This window comes from Bacillus cereus group sp. BfR-BA-01350, assembly GCF_022663775.1.
In the GTDB taxonomy this organism is placed as follows: domain Bacteria; phylum Bacillota; class Bacilli; order Bacillales; family Bacillaceae_G; genus Bacillus_A; species Bacillus_A paranthracis.
Map to the genome: position 1 here is coordinate 30205 of NZ_JAKUGD010000019.1, position 16366 is coordinate 46570.

The following is a 16366-nucleotide window of genomic DNA, read 5'->3' on the forward strand; positions in this document are numbered from 1 at the left end:
TTACAGGGCTATCTTTATAGAAATAGGAGGTGCTTTTGTAAAATTTTCGATTTAAGTTATATATCTTTGTAGTATTCATAAAGAATAAATGTTAATCAGGGGGATAGACTTATGTTTGAAAAAATTAAATATAATCAAGATACAAATATAGTATTTGGCATTTCGCCTGACGGATTTTATCAAGGTATTATTAATGACGCTATATGTAGGAAAGAGCAAAAGATTGATGTTGCAGTTTATAATATAAGCAGTCATGATTTAAAGAGATTAAAGGATACATGTAATAAGCATAAAATTTATTTGCGTTTAATTACAAATAGCGTAAAACACGGTGAGAAAAATGCAAATTATAATGATGAATACTGTACAGTTTACATTATAAAAGATAATCACTGTAAAATGTTTTTAACTGAATCATATGCATATATTGGTTCTTTTAACTTTAGATATAAAAATTATAAAAATATAGAATGTGGTGTGGAATTTACCGATTTAAAAACAGTCAATGATATTAGAGAATATTTATTTAATGAATTAATCCAACAACATAATAATTTGAATAGTGACAATGTTAAAAGCCAACAAGAAAATAATTCAGATGTTAAGGTTATTAAAACGACGTATGATAGTCTTGTTAGAAAAACAGTATTGTATGAGAATGGTATAACTATAGAATTGTTCAAAGATTCTCTCAATTGGTATAAAGCTCTTTTTCTTCATGATTTTAACGAAGAAGATTTTATAAAAATAGCAACATATAATTTCAATTTAAATGGAAGTAAAAGGGATGAATATTCTTTATATTCAATAATAACTGATTTAGGGAAAAAAGATGTTCGTATACATATCGGCTATAATGAAGATCAATGCAATGTAGTAGAGGATTATAGTACTACTGAAATAAGTGCAGTTGTAAATTTAAATAAAATACCCCGAAATCATAGTAAGGTATTTTTATCAAAACACTATTTACATATAGGATCGGCAAATTTTAGTTTAGGTAGCGGAGATAGATTTGAATGTGGAGTTACTTTCACAGATCAAAAAATAATTAAAGAATTTGAGCGGGAATTTTTCGATAAATTAATCCATAATACAGATAGTATCTGGAGCAGTGATCCTAAAATGACCGAAAGTGCTATCGCTCGCTCTGTCCTTCCTACAATTAATCATTTCTTTGATATCATTAATAAGGCTGGTTATTCGTATGAAGATGAAAATACCTATAAATATGAAGGGTCTAATGATGAAGGGGTTAGTGAAGAACTAAGAAAAAAATTGTTTGAAGTTCCAATAGATGATTTTAAAAATCTAGATATTGATTTAGATATGTTCAATAAATACCATATTGATAATTCGTACATTGTCTTTAACATAAAAGGCTTTATTGAAAAAGTAGAATCGCCCAATAAAACACAAATTTCAGATGAAGAAGTAGAGGATTTTATAAGTTATCTTGAGATATTGTATGGTTTTTTAGTGGGGGCAGAAGGAGAAATAGGAACGTATATTCGGAAATATGGATCGTTAGACCGAAGATATGAACTAGGAGAAGATTAATTATAAATTATCCTCAAAAACTGTGGATTAAAAATAAAATTGTAACGTTTTATAAAAAAAGTGAACCGAAATAAGGAGATTTTTTTATTGCAAAAATGGGAAGTTTAATTCGATTGAATGTTAACTCATGAAGATATATATATTAACATTTATATGAAATTTAAGAAAATAAAAGGTTTTGAGTTTGTCTCTAAACTAGAAAGATAAGTTGAAAAATATTTTTCTGATAGTAAAAAGTATCCATAAGGGATACTTTTTTATTTTGTATTTTATTAGCCTTTACAGAGTTGTACAAGTCTTTAAATATAAGTGGAGAAATATTAAAATATCTATTTACCTAAGTTAATAGGCGTGGTATAATAAATATAGAAAGAACGAAAGGGGGGAAACAAATTGGCAAAGTTAGCACTGATACTAGGAATGATACTTACAGCACTAACAATCATTGAAAAAGTCCTAGTCATCCACGAAAAAGTAAAAAAGCTCAAAACCAAACGAAAACGCCCAGCCAGACGTAAACGAAAATGATTTTGAGCGGAAGAGAGAAGCCCATCTTCTCTCTTCTATACACATTATAACAACTTGCCAATTTGTAAACAATATGAAGAAAACAAGTAATTCATCGAACATCTTAATTATTTTCGTTACACTGTTTTACTTTGCGTATTTTCGAGATTCAGTCGAAGCGAGTATTTTTAAAACTGTTTTGGATATCGTGTTAATCATTCTTTTAGTCCTTTATATAATAAATACGTCATTGAGACTCTATGGAATTTTTAAAGAAAAAAGAGGTGAATAAAGTGTACAAGTTTGAAGATAAAGAGCAACTGCTTTCTTTTTTACATGATGAGGTATTAACGACCCCAGAGGTAATGGATGTTTTAGGGATTAGTAAAGCGAGAATTAGTAAAATGATTAAAGATGGTAAACTTGTGCCATTTAAGAAAATGGAACGAGTGAGTTTGTTTCTACGTGAAGACATTGAAGAGAAGAAGAAAGAATTAGAAGTCCTGCGTAGTAAATATAGACCATATGAAGAATAAATACGGAGAGGGGTGTGATATTGGAAGGTGGAAAATAACGATTAGGGTTTTGGATATTTAAGGGGCAAATCAAAAAATATAGTGGGAGAAGAGAAAATGAATCAATCTATAGTAGAAAGTATAAAAGATTATATAAAACAAAATGGAACAAATTATGCATTAGTGTTGAATGGTACATGGGGAAGTGGGAAAACATATTTTTGGAAGAAATATTTAATGGATGAGATTAAAGAAATATCCAATACTGATAATCAAAAATATGAACCAATATATATATCTTTATATGGTCTTGCTAACATAATGGATATCCAAAATAAACTATTATTAAATTTATGTTTAAATAAAAATAAGATGAAAATATTCGATAATTCAAAAGTAGTTAAATGGGGTAGTGCAGTTCTCTCGGGATTAAAAGATTTAGAGTTCATGGGGATGAGTGCAAAGAGCTTTGATACTACCGAGATAGATATTCAAGATATAATGGCTTTAAATAAAATTGTATTTTGTTTTGATGATCTAGAAAGAAGTAGTATTGATATTAGTGATGTATTAGGTTATATAAATAAATTAGTGGAACATGGGGAAGCTAAGGTAATAATTATTGCAAATGAAGATGAAATGACAGACCTAGAAACATACAATAAAATCAAGGAAAAAGTTATTGGAAGGACTTTATCTTATAGTCCTAATCATACCGAAATAGTGAAGCTATTGATTGGCACAGTGGAAAACGAGGAATGTCGAAGAGTTCTGAGTGATAATGCAAATCTTATTGACGAAGTATTTCTAAGTAGTTCGACTAATAATATACGTATTTTAAAGCAAATAATCATGGACTTTGAAATGATATATAGTAAAATTCAAGAATCCTATGATGATTTAAATGAACAAATTATTACCAATTTTCTTCATTTTACATTGGCTATTGGCTTTGAGATACGTTCAGGTACGAAAGGAAATGATATTTTAGAAAGTATAACATCTAATATGGAATTTTCTGGAAATGTTCATTTGAAACAAGAAGAACAAGAACAACAAGAAGAAGTGAGACGGGAGTATCTCAAATCGTTAAAATCTAAATATGCCACTGCAAACCGAAAATTATATTTCTTAAAATTCATTGAGATTTTTATAAGAAAAGGTATTTTTGACTTACAGTTATTTGAGTATGAAACCAATGAAATGATAGAACGTATTAATAATAATGATATGGAATGTAGTTTGTTCATAAATGATGAATATTGGAACTATTCTGATGAGGAGTTTGAAAGGTTGTCTGCATTAACATATGGAAAAATATTAAAAGGTGAAATTAATGTATACAATTATTATGCTGCGTATAAATGCTATGAAAAATTGATAAATCTTAAACTAATGGATATAACTACAGAAAAACTAAAAAATGACATTCTTACTGGTCTAGAAAAAGCTAAGACTATCACTCGTATTAATGATAAGAGAGATGTAATATTTAAACTTCGCAGTAATATTGGTGATAACAAAACTCATAAATTAATTGTACATAGAATAAATTCAATAATTGCTGAGTTAAAATTAGAAATAGAAAGAAAAGATACAATTGAATTATTTGAATTAGTAAAAGAAGATATTCATAAATTTGTTGATATTATGAAGACGGATAAACAGAAAGTACCGATGTTTAACTTGTTAGATAATGAATTATTTATAAATACTATATTAGAACTAGAAAACCGAAATTTATATTTTTATAATGGACTTTTAAAAACAAGGTATGTAATGCCAATAAAAAAAGAACTAGAGCCTGAATTAAAGATATTGAAAAGCCTTAGAATAAGCATAGAGGAAAACTTAAAAGAGAAGCCTGTTACTCCAAATAGTATTTTATTACGAGAACTATCTAATTTTATAGATTCATTGAAGTGAACGGGGATAATTGGGGTTTTTCTGTACATATTTCAAAAGAAAAGAGATGAAGATAACTTCATCTCTTTTCTTTTACATATTCTTATTTTCAGTAACACCTAAATGCTTTTTTAATGCATCTTGTAATACTTGAGAGTAGTTTACATTATTAGCTTTTCCCATTTTATCAAGCCAATGAGGAATAGTTAATGTTTTCTTTACTGCTTTATTTTCAATTTCACTACGGAATGGTGGCATCCATACTTCCATTAAGCCAATAACTTGATTGTCTTTAGTTTGGATAGAAGTTGGATTAGATGCGGGTGGAATAGTGCCTTTATTTTCTTCTATTCCATATAGATGAGTTGCTAATGTCTTTTTAGCCATTTCAAAAGCATCCTCATAGTTAGTACCATTAGCATGACAATCTGCTAAGTCAGGAAATGTAACAGTAACCTGCTCATTAGAAAAATCAAAAATAGATGGGTAGATGTAGCGATCTTGGTAAGTGCTCATTTGCTTTTCCTCCTGCTAAATATAGTGTAATGGATTTACTTCTTCAATTTCTTGATAATCGAAATGGTGAAGACCAGAATCCATAAAATAATAACTATTAGGTAGATAGTATCTAACATTTGTAAATTAGAAAAGTCGGTAACAATAAAGAAACGAATTGTTAAAAACAAACAAATAGTATTTAAAATCAATGAAGTTTTTGACATATAGATATGGGAGATGATAATATTTTTTTGAGAAACCCAACCAGTTGGTTGAGTTTCCCAATGGGTTACTTGCGTTTTCTTCGCTTAGGTTTTCTGCTTGGTCGGCTGGAACCTTTGCGTTGAGGACGCTTATTTTTTTCTTCTTTGCTTTCTTTGAGAAGTATGTATATCGCTAAGATGAAAGAAGAAATCCCGCTTACTTTGTCTAACATATCTAGAATGTCCATCTCCCTTATTCCCTCCTTTCTATACTCTTATTATAACACGTATTATAATACGTGTAAAGGAAATTCGGTTAATTAATCTATGTTTTTTTATAAAATAATATAAGGATATTAAATGTTGAGAGGAAAGCTATTGATAGTATTTGCATTCAATATAAGTTTGTTCAATAAGAGATAAAAACTTTATTTTTGTCGTACAAAAGCCACCTAATAGTAGATAGGGATTAATGACGATTATGTTATATAAAACTTCATTTACCGTATTGGGTTTCGTATAACTTTATATAAAGGATAACCGTTCAACATTGAGCGGTTATTTGTTTTGAGGTGGATGCATGGCAAAGGAATATGCAAAGAAGTTTTATAAGTCCACAGCATGGAAGAAGTGTAGGGATTCATATTTTAAATTTAGATATGGATTATGTGAGAGGTGTAAGGGGACAGGGAAGATTGTTCATCACAAGGATTACATAACACCAGAGAATATAAATAACCCAGAGATTACATTGAGCTTTCATAACTTAGAACTTTTATGTCAGGATTGCCACAACCGTGAACATCATGAGAAGAATAGTCCAGTTGTTGAAGGAGTAATGTTTAATGGGAATGGGGATTTAATAAAAAAAGAATAAAAATCAAAATAAAAAGTGAACGCTGATATTTCCAAAGAAATAAAAGCCCCCCCATTTCAAAATCTTTTTCGAGTTCTCGAAGGACCGATGAGGTACCTTCAAAAAATAAATTGGTCATTTCACGTGACCCCCCTACCCAAAATGCAGAAGAGATGAGGTGTTATTTATGGCGATAAAGAAAGAACTAACAAAAGAAGAACGGGTTAATAAAGAGATAACCAGACTTAGACGTATATATAAAGAAATGCCAAAAGATACCCTCTTGGTAGTAGAGGGTCTAATTGTTGAAGCGGCAGATTTGCGTGTAAGATTAGAAGATGTTCGTAAAGATCTAGATGAAAATGGTTACGATGAAATGTTCTCGCAATCAGAGAATCAAGAGCCTTATGAAAGAGAAAGACCAGCGGCAAGAAGATATATAGCTATGAATAAAAGTTATCAAACGATAATGAAGCAGTTGGGTGATTACATACCTAAAAAACCAGTTGAAAGTAAGGAGAAGGATGATGGGTTTGATGACTTTGTGATGAATAAATGAGGATACAATATCCTTTGTCTTATAACCCAATCATTGAATATTACAGCCTTATTGAATCGGGAAAAGAAATTGTTAGTGAAAAAGTTCGTAGAATATATAAGAAATTAGTAAGTGATATTGATGATAAAGAAAGTATATATGAATACGACTCAAAGAAAGCAAACCATGCCATTGAGTTCATCGAAAACTTTTGTAAGCACTCAAAGGGAAAATGGGGCGGAAAACCAATTGTTTTAGAAGTATGGCAAAAGGCATTTATTGCAGCAGCATTTGGATTTGTACATGGAATAGATGGCACAAGAAAATACAGAGAAGTATTACTTGTAGTTGCTCGTAAAAATGGAAAATCTACTGTTGGCTCAGGTATTGGATTGTATTTGCAAATAGCAGATGGGGAACCAGGTTCAGAAGTTTATGCGGTAGCAACTAAGAAAGACCAAGCGAAATTAGTTTGGTTAGAATCAAAGCGAATGGTAAAGAAGTCACCAGCACTATTAAAGCGTATTAAACCTTTAGTATCTGAAATGGTTTCTGAATGGAATGATAGTACATTTAAACCACTTGGCTCTGATAGTGAAACTTTAGATGGACTTAACGTACATGGTGCTATGATGGATGAAATCCATGCTTGGAAAGATAAAAACTTATATGACGTTATTGTAGATGGTACTTCTTCACGAGAACAGCCAATGATATTTATGATTACAACAGCCGGAACTGTCCGAGAGTCAGTGTATGATATGAAATATGAAGAAGCAGAAATGTTGTTAAATGGACTCGATGATCCGGATGGATATAAGGATGATCGTTTTTTACCTATAATCTATGAGTTGGATAAACGAGAGGAATGGACTGACCCATCAAAGTGGAAGAAAGCAAATCCTGGGCTTGGATCGATAAAAAAGATAGACCAACTTGAAACAAAAGTAAACAAGGCAAAAGCAAATTCTTTGTTGGTAAAAAACTTACTAACGAAAGATTTTAATATAAGAGAAACTTCAACAGAAGCATGGCTGACTTTTGAACAACTAAATAATCCTGAAACTTTTGATATAGAAAAGCTAAAGCCTTCCTATGGAATTGGTGGTTGCGATTTATCTTCAACTACCGATTTAACAGCAGCGAAGGTTATTTTTATGGTTTCAGAGGACCCACATATTTATGTGAAGCAGATGTATTGGCTTCCAGAAGATTTATTGGAGCAGCGAAGTAAAGAAGATAAAATTCCATATAATTTATGGCACGAGCAAGGAATATTAAGAACAACACCGGGAAATTCCGTTCATTATAAATTTGTTACGAAATGGTTTTTAGAAATACGAGATGAATATGGCATTTATCTACCTTGGATTGGTTATGATAAGTGGTCAGCTAAGTACTGGGTTGAGGAAATGGAAGGTTATTTTGGTAAAGAATCTATGATTCCTATCGCACAAGGTAAACAAACTCTTTCTAGCCCGATGAAACTTTTAGGAGCTGATTTGGAATCTAAGTTAATAAACTATAATAACCACACAATTGACAAGTGGTGTCTTTCCAACACAGCCATAGACGTTGATAAAAATTTAAATATACAACCAAATAAAACAAAGAACCAACGACGTCGTATTGATGGTACAGCAGCGCTTTTAAATGCATATGTAGTTCTTCAAGAAAAACGAAATGACTACCTCAACATGATTTAAGAAGGAGGTGAGAATTTGGGGTTATTTGATAAGATCTTTGGTAAGAAACAGGCTCCTACTACAACTCGTTTTGAAATGATAAACGATAATGGTGGAGGTTTTTTTGCGTGGAATGGGGATATCTATCAAAGTGACATTATACGGGCTTGTATACGTCCTAAAGCAAAAGCAGTCGGTAAGCTGATAGCCAAGCATATACGAGATAACTCTACTGAATTTAAGGTGAATCCAGATTCTTATATGAGATTTTTACTGGAAGAGCCTAATCCATTGATGACAGGACAAATGTTTCAAGAGAAAATGGCTGTTCAATTAGAGTTGAATCATAATGCATTCGCTTATATTAAGCGTGATGATTTTGGTTATCCTACTGAGATTTATCCTATTCCATGTACAACAGTTGAAGTTGTAGAAGGTGCACAGGGAGACATCTTTTTAAAGTTTTATTTTAAAAATGGTAAGCAGATGACGATTCCGTACACAGATATCATTCATTTACGTAAAGACTTTAATGATAATGACTTTTTCGGAGAACATCCTGGTAATGCATTAGCTCAGTTAATGGAGATTGTTACAACTACTGATCAAGGCATTGTTAAAGCTATTAAAAATAGTGCAGTAGTAAAGTGGATTCTTAAGTTTAAGTCAGTATTAAAACAAGAAGATATTGATAGTCAGGTTAAAAACTTTGTGAATAACTATTTGAATATCTCGAATGATGGTGGGGCAGCTTCTTCTGATCCGAGGTATGATTTAGAACAAGTGAAACCTGAAGCGTTTGTACCGGATTCCAAGCAGATGCAAGAAACAGTACAACGTATTTATAATTTCTTTAATACAAACGAAAAGATTATCCAAAGTAAATACAATGAGGATGAATGGACAGCTTATTATGAATCGGAAATTGAGCCATTTGCAATGCAGCTTGCTGGGGAATATACCAGGAAGCTTTTTTCGCGTCGAGAAAGGGGATTTGGTAACAAGATTATCTTTGAATCCTCTTCACTTCAATACGCTTCTTTAAGTACAAAGATGGACTTAGTTCAAATGGTTGATAGAGGAGCTATGACACCAAATGAATGGCGTTCAATTCTTTCACTTGGACCAATTGAAGGTGGATCTAAGCCGATTAGAAGATTAGATACAGCTTTAGTTAAAGAAGGAAATGTCACTGATGAAGGAGGTGATGACAATGAACAAGACGGAAAAGAGGGAACTACTGAGTAGTGCTCTTGAAATTAGGGAATTAGAAAATGGCCTTCGAACAATTTCTGGTTATGCAGTTAAATGGGAAATGAAGTCTGTAACAATGGGCTATTGGCAACGATTTAAAGAGCAGTTTAAAAAAGGAGCTTTCACAGAGTCCTTGACTCAAGACGATCAATTAGCTTTATGGAGCCACGACACATCACAAGTGTTAGGAAGAACTAAAAATGGTACTCTTCGTTTATTTGAAGATGAGATTGGACTAAGGTTTGAACTAGACTTAGCCAATACAACACTCGGAAATGACACATATGAGACGATTAAACGCGGTGATGTAGACGGTGTTTCTTTTGGTTTCCAAATGGTCAAAGAAGAATGGGATGAATCGGATCCGGACAATGTAGTTCGTAGTGTAACGAAAGCTAAGTTATTAGAGATTAGTCCAGTAGCTTTCCCAGCTTATCCTGATTCGCAAGTTTCAGCTAGAAGTCATGACCCATATAAACAATTTGTGAAGGAACGCAATCAAAAAGAATTACGTAAAAAACTAATTTTAAAAACATATTTATAAGGGAGAGATTCATTTGAAAACATTACAAGAAATTTTAACTAGAAAATCAGAAATTCGTTCAATGTTACAAAGCGATAAGGAAGTAGACTTAGCAGCATTAGAAACAGAATTACGAGACCTTGAAGAAACACAAAAACAAATTGAAACACGACAAAGATTATTAAAAGAAGCAGAGGAGATTAATAATAATCAAATGCCTGAAATGCGTACAGTTGAAACATTTAACAATGAACCTCAAAAACAAGACGTAGAATTAGAGACATCTGAAAAACGTGGACAGGCTCTAATGGAAAACCGTGCTGTTACAGTTGGAAGTGGTAATGTAGTTTTACCTAAGCATAGTGCAACGGATATTCGTCCAACTTTCAATGAAGTATCTACACTGATTGATCGAGTTTCTTCTAAAACTTTAAAAGGTGGAGAGAGTTACCAACAGCCGTATATTAAAAGTTATGGAGAAGGTGATTACACAACTGAAGGTAATGACTACAATACATCAGAGACAACGTTTGGATATGCAGATATCACAAAAGCAAAAGTCACAGCTTATTCAGAAGACACGGAAGAGCTTCAAAAATTACCAGCAGCTGATTACGATGCTGAAGTAATGAAGGGGATTACGGTAGCTACTCGTAAAAAGTTAACTCGTGAAATTTTAATTGGGACAGGTGCTACGAATCGACTTGTTGGTATTTTCTCAGCAGCAGCTACGGCAATTGATTCAGAAACAGATTTAGAAATTTCAGCAATTGATGCATCTACATTGGATGAGATTATCTATAGCTATGGTGGAGATGAAGATGTAGAAGATGCGGCAGTATTGATTTTAAATAAACTAGATTTAAAAGCATTTGCTAAGCTTCGTACTTCTGATGGTAAAAAGGTATATAACGTAGTATCACAAGGTAACTCTGGAACAATTGATGGGGTACCATTCATTATTAATAGTGCTTGTAAGGCTGTTTCTGATGCTAAAACAACAGCTGGACAATATAGCATGGCATATGGTCCTTTATCAAACTATCAACTTACTATTTTCTCAGATATGGATGTTCAACGATCTACAGACTTTAAATTCAAGCAAGGTATGATTGCTCATAGAGGTTCTGTATTTGCAGGTGGTAACGTAATTTCTAAAAATGGATTCTTACGAGTGAAGAAGGCGGCTACTGTATAATAGTCGCTTTTCTTTATGGTATAAGGAGGCTTAACAGTGAGTGGGAAACCGTTGAATAAATATGTTGTAAAAAGAGCTTTTCGAGATAAATTCACTTTCGTTCATTATAGTGTTGCAGATTCATATGAATCAAATGACACAGAGCGTGTAATGTATTTACAAGATAAAGGTTTCTTGAATAAAGAACGAACTATAGATAAACAAGAAAACTTAAAAGTACCGGTTCATGTTGGAGGAGGGTATTACGAACTTCCAAATGGTGAAAAGATTAAGGGTAAAGATGCCGCTCTGGAAGCTTTAAAACAGCTAGAGCAAGTTGGTGAATGAATATGATGCTTGATGTTGTGAAGAAAGCGGTACGTATCTCACATAGTGCTCTTGATGATGAACTTGAAGATTTAATTGAAGCATCTCGATATGATTTGAAGTTATCTGGTGTTTCTCATCTCAAGGCAAATGATGAAACTGATCCTCTAATTAAAAGAGCAATTATTACGTATGTAAAAGCTAATTTTATTTCAGACGCAAAAGAGGCGGAACGTTTTTTAGCATCGTATAACATGCTTAAGAATCATCTAACTTTAGCGGGTGACTATAAATGAATGATATTTTACTATTCCCAGTAATAACAATTACTAAAGATGAACTAGGACAAGTTGAGGAAGATGAAGTATTTAGTAGACAGGTATTTTGCAAGAAAAAATCAGTTCCTCAATCTGAATTCTTTCAAGCTGGACAAAGTAACATCAAGGCTAGTCATATATTGATTGTTCATGTCTGGGATTACCAAGATGAACGAAAAGTGAAGTATCGAGATAAAGAATATAGCATTTACCGCACATATGAAAGAGACGATGAAAAAATCGAACTTTATTGTGAGGTGAAAGCGGGTGTCTAATATTGATACTCTTGCAAGTGATATTGCTAGGGAATTGCAAAGATACACTAACCTAGTAGAAGAAGATATAGAAGATGCTAAAGAAAAGGTTGCGACCAATCTTGTGAATGAATTGAAACAAAAAAGTCCTAAGAAAACAGGGAAGTATGGTAAAGGCTGGCGGAAAAAGAAGGATGGCAGTGCAATCATTGTTTATAATGCATTGAAACCACAACTTACACATTTATTGGAAAAGGGACATGCTAAAGCAAATGGTGGCCGTGTAGCAGCTAAGGTTCACATTGCTCCGGCAGAAGAAAAAGCAATAAATGAACTAATTGAACGTGTCGAAAGGGCGATTCAACAATGACATTAGGTGAATTAAAGAAAATCCTTGATGCTACAGGTTATCCTGTGGCTTATTCACATTTCACAGTAACGCCAACCAATCCAGTTCCAGCGCCACCTTATATTTGTTTTCTTGTCGACGGATCAGCGAATTTAATGGCTGATAACAAGGTATATCACAAGATAAATAACTTAAGTATCGAGCTTTATACAAATAAAAAAGATTTAGTTGCTGAAGCAAATCTTGAAAAAATCCTAGACAATTATGAGATTCCTTATGAATCCTATGAGGTTTTTATTGAAACTGAAAACCTATTTCAAAAAAATTATGAAACGAGGTTGATATAAATGAGTGAGAACAAAGTAAGTTTTGGATTAAAAAATGTCCATTATGCAACATATGAAACAAAAGATGGGTTAGTTACATTTGGAACACCAATTCCAATGCCTGGTGCGGTTGAACTAACAAATGAACCACGCGGTGATTTAATTGAATTCTATGCGGACGATATGCTTTATTACTCAGCAGATAATAACCAAGGTTATGAAGGAACGTTAAATATTGCACTCCTTCCGGAGCAATTTGTAATTGATGCGTTAGGTGAACAATTAGATGAGACAGATGGTGTATTAAATGAGTTAGCTGATGCAAAAGGGAAACCATTCGCGCTGTTATTTGAGTTTGATGGTGATGTGAAGGCAACTCGTCATGTTATGTATAACTGTTCAGCAAGTCGTCCTAATATTTCATCGAAATCAAAAACGAATTCAGCTGAACCGAATACAAACGAGCTTAAATTCGTCGCAAGCCCAATTATTCTAGCAACTGGTGGTAGACCGATGGTTAAGACAAAGACAACTTCTAAAACTACACCGGCAATCCATGATAATTGGTACAAAAAGGTCTATGTAAAAACACCACCAGCACCAAAAGGAGCGTAATCAAATGGAAAAAACAATTGTAATAGATGGTAAGCAAGTTCGACTAAAAAGTACAGCAGCAACTGTTAAGCGTTACAAAGCGCAATTTAGACGTGATTTGTTTGCTGATATGATGGCTTTAGGGGCTATTGGTACATTTACACCACAAGACGGTTCTCAGCCTTCTATTGACCTCTCAAATGTAGATTTAAAGAAAATAGATTTTGAAGTTATTTATGATTTAGTTTGGTTATATGCTAAAACCGCTGATCCGAACCTTCCGGATCCAATTACATGGTTAGACGGATTTGAAGAGTTTCCTATTTATGAAATCATTCCAGAGATTAACGATATGATTCAAAGTACAATGGGAGCAAAAAAAAACTAAAGAAAAGTAATGAAGAGCAAGGGACTTTCAGTGATGAAGAATTCACCACTGATTTGTTCCTTGCTCTTTGTTATAAAGCGAAATTAACGAGTTGGGATTTAGAAGTAATGACAATCGGTGATTGCTTTGATTATATTGCTGAATTTGCAGAAATGGAGAACCCAGACAAAGAGAAAACCCGTAAAGCAAATCAAAAAGACTTCGATTCGTTCTAAGAAAGGGGTGAGATGATGGCAGGAGGAAGAATTAAAGGGATTACGATTGAAATTGGTGGTGAAACCACTGGACTTCAAAATGCGTTAAAAGATGTTAACAAGCGTAGTAATGATTTAACCAAAGAGCTTAAAGATGTTGAGCGATTATTAAAATTTGATCCAGGTAATATTGAAGCTTTAGCTCAAAAGCAACAGTTACTGACTCAGCAAATTGAAAACACCACACAAAAGTTAGATAAATTAAAGGCAGCTGAGCAACAAGTCCAAGCGCAATTTCAAAACGGAAAAATTTCCGAAGAACAATACCGCGCATTTAGGCGTGAAATTGAATTTACAGAAGGATCGCTTAATGGCCTAAAGAATAAGCTTGGGAACATGAAGGCTGAGCAAGATAGTGTAGCAAGTTCAACAAGACAATTAGAAACATTGTTTAGTGCTACTGGGAAAAGTGTTGATGATTTTGCGGGAGCATTAGGAAATCGTCTTGTGAATGCAATTAAAAGTGGTACGGCTACAAGTCGACAATTGGAACAAGCAATAGGAATTATCGGCCGGGAAGCATTAGGAGCAGAAACAGATATAGAGAAATTACAACGAGCTCTTCGATCGGTGGATGCTGGAAACTCAATACAACAAGTGCGAAATGAATTAAGAGATTTACAGCAAGAAGCCGGAAGAACGGAGAAGAAGTTTGAAGGGCTAAAGATAGGATTAGAAAACGTCATAGGTGGTATGGCAGCAGGTGGCGGTATTGCTAGTGCGGTTGAAAAAGCAATGGATATGTCAAAGTTGCAAACGAAAATTGATATAACTTTTGATGTTCCAGAATCCTCGAAGCAATCAGTAGAGGCGGCTGTAAGAGGGGTAACCGCTTATGGTGTGGATGCAGAGGCATCATTAGAAGGTGTACGTAGGCAGTGGGCTTTAAATAAGAATGTAAGTGATGAAGCGAATGCAGCTGTTGTTAAAGGAGCAGCGACAATCGCGCAATCCTATGAAGGAATAGATTTTACGGAATTAATTCAAGAAACGAATGAAATTGGAAACGAATTAGGGATTTCGCAAGATGGTGCACTTGGTTTAACAAACGCTTTGCTAAAAATGGGATTTCCACCTGAACAATTAGACATTATCGCTGAGTATGGAGGACAGTTAACAAGAGCTGGATATAGCGCTGAAGAAGTACAGGCCATTATGGAGGCTGGTGTTGAAACAGATACTTGGAATATCGATAATTTATTGGATAAAGTATTGTCCCTATGAGTGGTGACATTCATAGAAAACTCCTTTAAAACGGTGGAACTCTCTGTTATAGAGACAATACCGTGCCAAGCATTTAATAAATCAAAGATGTTATTTACTTAGTATATTTAGACAGACATCCTTTTACAGATGATTTAACTATTTTAAATTGATGATTCATTTTTACTGTTGATACTACTTTTAATTATTCAAAAATCCTCTCTATTGCTGTAAGATATTGTATTAGGAGTGAGGGTATGGAAAGAAGATTTTATATTTACGAATGGATAAGGCTTGATACTAACGAGCCTTTTTATGTAGGAAAAGGTAGTGGTAATCGAGCGTATCAAATTGATAAAAGTAGAAATAGGTATTTTAAAAATATTTTAAACAAAACTGAGGTAGCTGTAGCTATCATATCTAATAATTTAACCGAAAAAGAGGCTTATGATGCTGAAGTTTGGTTTATTTATGAATATAAGCATGTTTTAAACTACAAACTTGTGAATTTAGATGATGGAGGGCTTGGTGCGGTAGAAGGAAAGTTTAACCACATGTACGGTCGGAAAGGATCGTTACATCCAAATTATGGCGTGGTTGTGTCAGAAGAAACTCGCAGAAAGCAAAGTCTAGCTCGTTCTGGAAAAAGAAATGGAATGTACGGCAAACGTGGGGATTCAAGTCCGATATACGGACGTAAGAAAACTGAACAAGAGCGTTTGAATATAAGCCAAGCGTTAAAAGGAAAAAAGAAATCAGAAGAACACAAAAGAAACTTAAAAATAGCTAGAGAGAAAATAGACGTAGGTGGAGCTAATAACCCGAACTACGGAAACGGCCAAGCTATTGCAGGAGGTAAAAATCCCGCCGCTGTAAAAGTTAAAGTTACTGACAATCTAGGTAATTTTACAATCTATGAAACGAAAGAAATAACAAGTAAACAGTTTAAAATAAGTTTATATTTATTAACAAAGTTATTAGGTAAGAAAATTTCTGTAGAAGATGATTTTAATAGGCAAAAAAGTAAATATCGTCATTTAGAAGGGTACAAATTTGATTTGTTAGATGAAGGTGTAACGACTAGTCGAGAGACGTACACTATAAGCGAATGATAGTGGAAATGGGGAGCATCT

Annotated in this window: 20 protein-coding genes and 1 pseudogene; 19 read left to right on the forward strand and 2 right to left on the reverse strand. The window is 33.3% G+C overall.

Annotation, left to right across the window (positions count from 1 at the left end):
* The first annotated feature begins 111 nt into the window (after positions 1–111).
* The 4 genes from MR147_RS25200 to MR147_RS25210 all read left to right on the forward strand — a co-directional run bounded on the left by MR147_RS25200 (position 112) and on the right by MR147_RS25210 (position 4508).
* Complete coding sequence (locus tag MR147_RS25200) at positions 112–1560, forward strand: phospholipase D-like domain-containing protein (RefSeq protein WP_242304832.1); 1449 nt, start codon at positions 112–114, stop codon at positions 1558–1560.
* Between the two features lie 393 nt (positions 1561–1953).
* Positions 1954–2088, forward strand: coding sequence for a hypothetical protein (locus MR147_RS27105; protein ID WP_001086026.1), 135 nt, complete (start codon positions 1954–1956; stop codon positions 2086–2088).
* Between the two features lie 239 nt (positions 2089–2327).
* Positions 2328–2603 carry a helix-turn-helix transcriptional regulator gene (locus MR147_RS25205; RefSeq protein ID WP_242304833.1) on the forward strand — a complete coding sequence of 92 codons (276 nt, stop codon included), beginning with the start codon at positions 2328–2330 and terminating at the stop codon, positions 2601–2603.
* A gap of 96 nt (positions 2604–2699) precedes the next feature.
* Positions 2700–4508 carry a P-loop NTPase fold protein gene (locus MR147_RS25210; protein WP_242304834.1) on the forward strand — a complete coding sequence of 603 codons (1809 nt, stop codon included), beginning with the start codon at positions 2700–2702 and terminating at the stop codon, positions 4506–4508.
* A 72-nt stretch (positions 4509–4580) separates the two neighbouring features.
* Here MR147_RS25210 and MR147_RS25215 read toward each other — a convergent pair whose 3' ends face one another.
* Together MR147_RS25215 and MR147_RS25220 are read right to left on the reverse strand one after the other, a co-directional pair.
* Entirely contained in the window at positions 4581–5003 is a 423-nt protein-coding gene (locus MR147_RS25215) for a type II toxin-antitoxin system HicB family antitoxin (protein ID WP_242304835.1), read from the reverse strand.
* A 271-nt stretch (positions 5004–5274) separates the two neighbouring features.
* Complete coding sequence (locus MR147_RS25220; protein ID WP_000353140.1) at positions 5275–5436, reverse strand: hypothetical protein; 162 nt, start codon at positions 5434–5436, stop codon at positions 5275–5277.
* Positions 5437–5768: 332 nt separating this feature from the next.
* Between MR147_RS25220 and MR147_RS25225 the strand changes: the two genes are divergently transcribed.
* The 15 genes and pseudogenes from MR147_RS25225 (at position 5769) to MR147_RS25295 (ending at position 16345) form a co-directional block, all read left to right on the forward strand.
* Positions 5769–6065, forward strand: a complete 297-nt coding sequence (locus MR147_RS25225; RefSeq protein ID WP_242304836.1) for an HNH endonuclease — start codon at positions 5769–5771, stop codon at positions 6063–6065.
* Between the two features lie 166 nt (positions 6066–6231).
* Positions 6232–6603: a hypothetical protein gene (locus tag MR147_RS25230; RefSeq protein WP_042510948.1), complete on the forward strand. Its 372-nt coding sequence runs from the start codon at positions 6232–6234 to the stop codon at positions 6601–6603.
* Positions 6600–8288, forward strand: a complete 1689-nt coding sequence (locus MR147_RS25235) for a terminase large subunit (RefSeq protein ID WP_242304837.1) — start codon at positions 6600–6602, stop codon at positions 8286–8288. Before MR147_RS25230 ends, MR147_RS25235 begins: the two co-directional genes overlap by 4 nt.
* Positions 8289–8303: 15 nt before the next feature.
* Positions 8304–9515, forward strand: coding sequence for a phage portal protein (locus tag MR147_RS25240; protein ID WP_078400380.1), 1212 nt, complete (start codon positions 8304–8306; stop codon positions 9513–9515).
* Positions 9481–10065, forward strand: coding sequence for an HK97 family phage prohead protease (locus MR147_RS25245; protein WP_001043897.1), 585 nt, complete (start codon positions 9481–9483; stop codon positions 10063–10065). Before MR147_RS25240 ends, MR147_RS25245 begins: the two co-directional genes overlap by 35 nt.
* Positions 10066–10078: 13 nt before the next feature.
* A complete protein-coding gene (locus tag MR147_RS25250) occupies positions 10079–11242 on the forward strand; it encodes a phage major capsid protein (protein WP_000854837.1) in 1164 nt (387 codons plus the stop codon).
* Between the two features lie 36 nt (positions 11243–11278).
* Positions 11279–11569, forward strand: a complete 291-nt coding sequence (locus MR147_RS25255; RefSeq protein ID WP_242304838.1) for a hypothetical protein — start codon at positions 11279–11281, stop codon at positions 11567–11569.
* A 2-nt stretch (positions 11570–11571) separates the two neighbouring features.
* Positions 11572–11844 (forward strand): head-tail connector protein, encoded by a 273-nt coding sequence (locus MR147_RS25260; protein ID WP_242296750.1) that lies wholly within the window; start codon positions 11572–11574, stop codon positions 11842–11844.
* The gene (locus tag MR147_RS25265; protein ID WP_044793467.1) at positions 11841–12140 is read left to right on the forward strand and encodes a phage head closure protein; all 300 of its coding nucleotides are present in this window, start codon (positions 11841–11843) and stop codon (positions 12138–12140) included. Before MR147_RS25260 ends, MR147_RS25265 begins: the two co-directional genes overlap by 4 nt.
* Complete coding sequence (locus tag MR147_RS25270) at positions 12133–12489, forward strand: HK97 gp10 family phage protein (protein ID WP_242304839.1); 357 nt, start codon at positions 12133–12135, stop codon at positions 12487–12489. The genes MR147_RS25265 and MR147_RS25270 overlap by 8 nt, the downstream gene beginning before the upstream one ends.
* Entirely contained in the window at positions 12486–12815 is a 330-nt protein-coding gene (locus tag MR147_RS25275) for a hypothetical protein (RefSeq protein WP_157418562.1), read from the forward strand. The genes MR147_RS25270 and MR147_RS25275 overlap by 4 nt, the downstream gene beginning before the upstream one ends.
* Positions 12816–13409 carry a major tail protein gene (locus tag MR147_RS25280; protein ID WP_044793464.1) on the forward strand — a complete coding sequence of 198 codons (594 nt, stop codon included), beginning with the start codon at positions 12816–12818 and terminating at the stop codon, positions 13407–13409.
* Between the two features lie 4 nt (positions 13410–13413).
* Positions 13414–13776 carry a hypothetical protein gene (locus MR147_RS25285; RefSeq protein WP_000415944.1) on the forward strand — a complete coding sequence of 121 codons (363 nt, stop codon included), beginning with the start codon at positions 13414–13416 and terminating at the stop codon, positions 13774–13776.
* A 227-nt stretch (positions 13777–14003) separates the two neighbouring features.
* A pseudogene (locus MR147_RS25290) lies at positions 14004–15236 on the forward strand (hypothetical protein); the annotation flags it as partial.
* Positions 15237–15490: 254 nt separating this feature from the next.
* Positions 15491–16345: an NUMOD3 domain-containing DNA-binding protein gene (locus MR147_RS25295; RefSeq protein ID WP_242304841.1), complete on the forward strand. Its 855-nt coding sequence runs from the start codon at positions 15491–15493 to the stop codon at positions 16343–16345.
* Positions 16346–16366 lie beyond the last annotated feature (21 nt).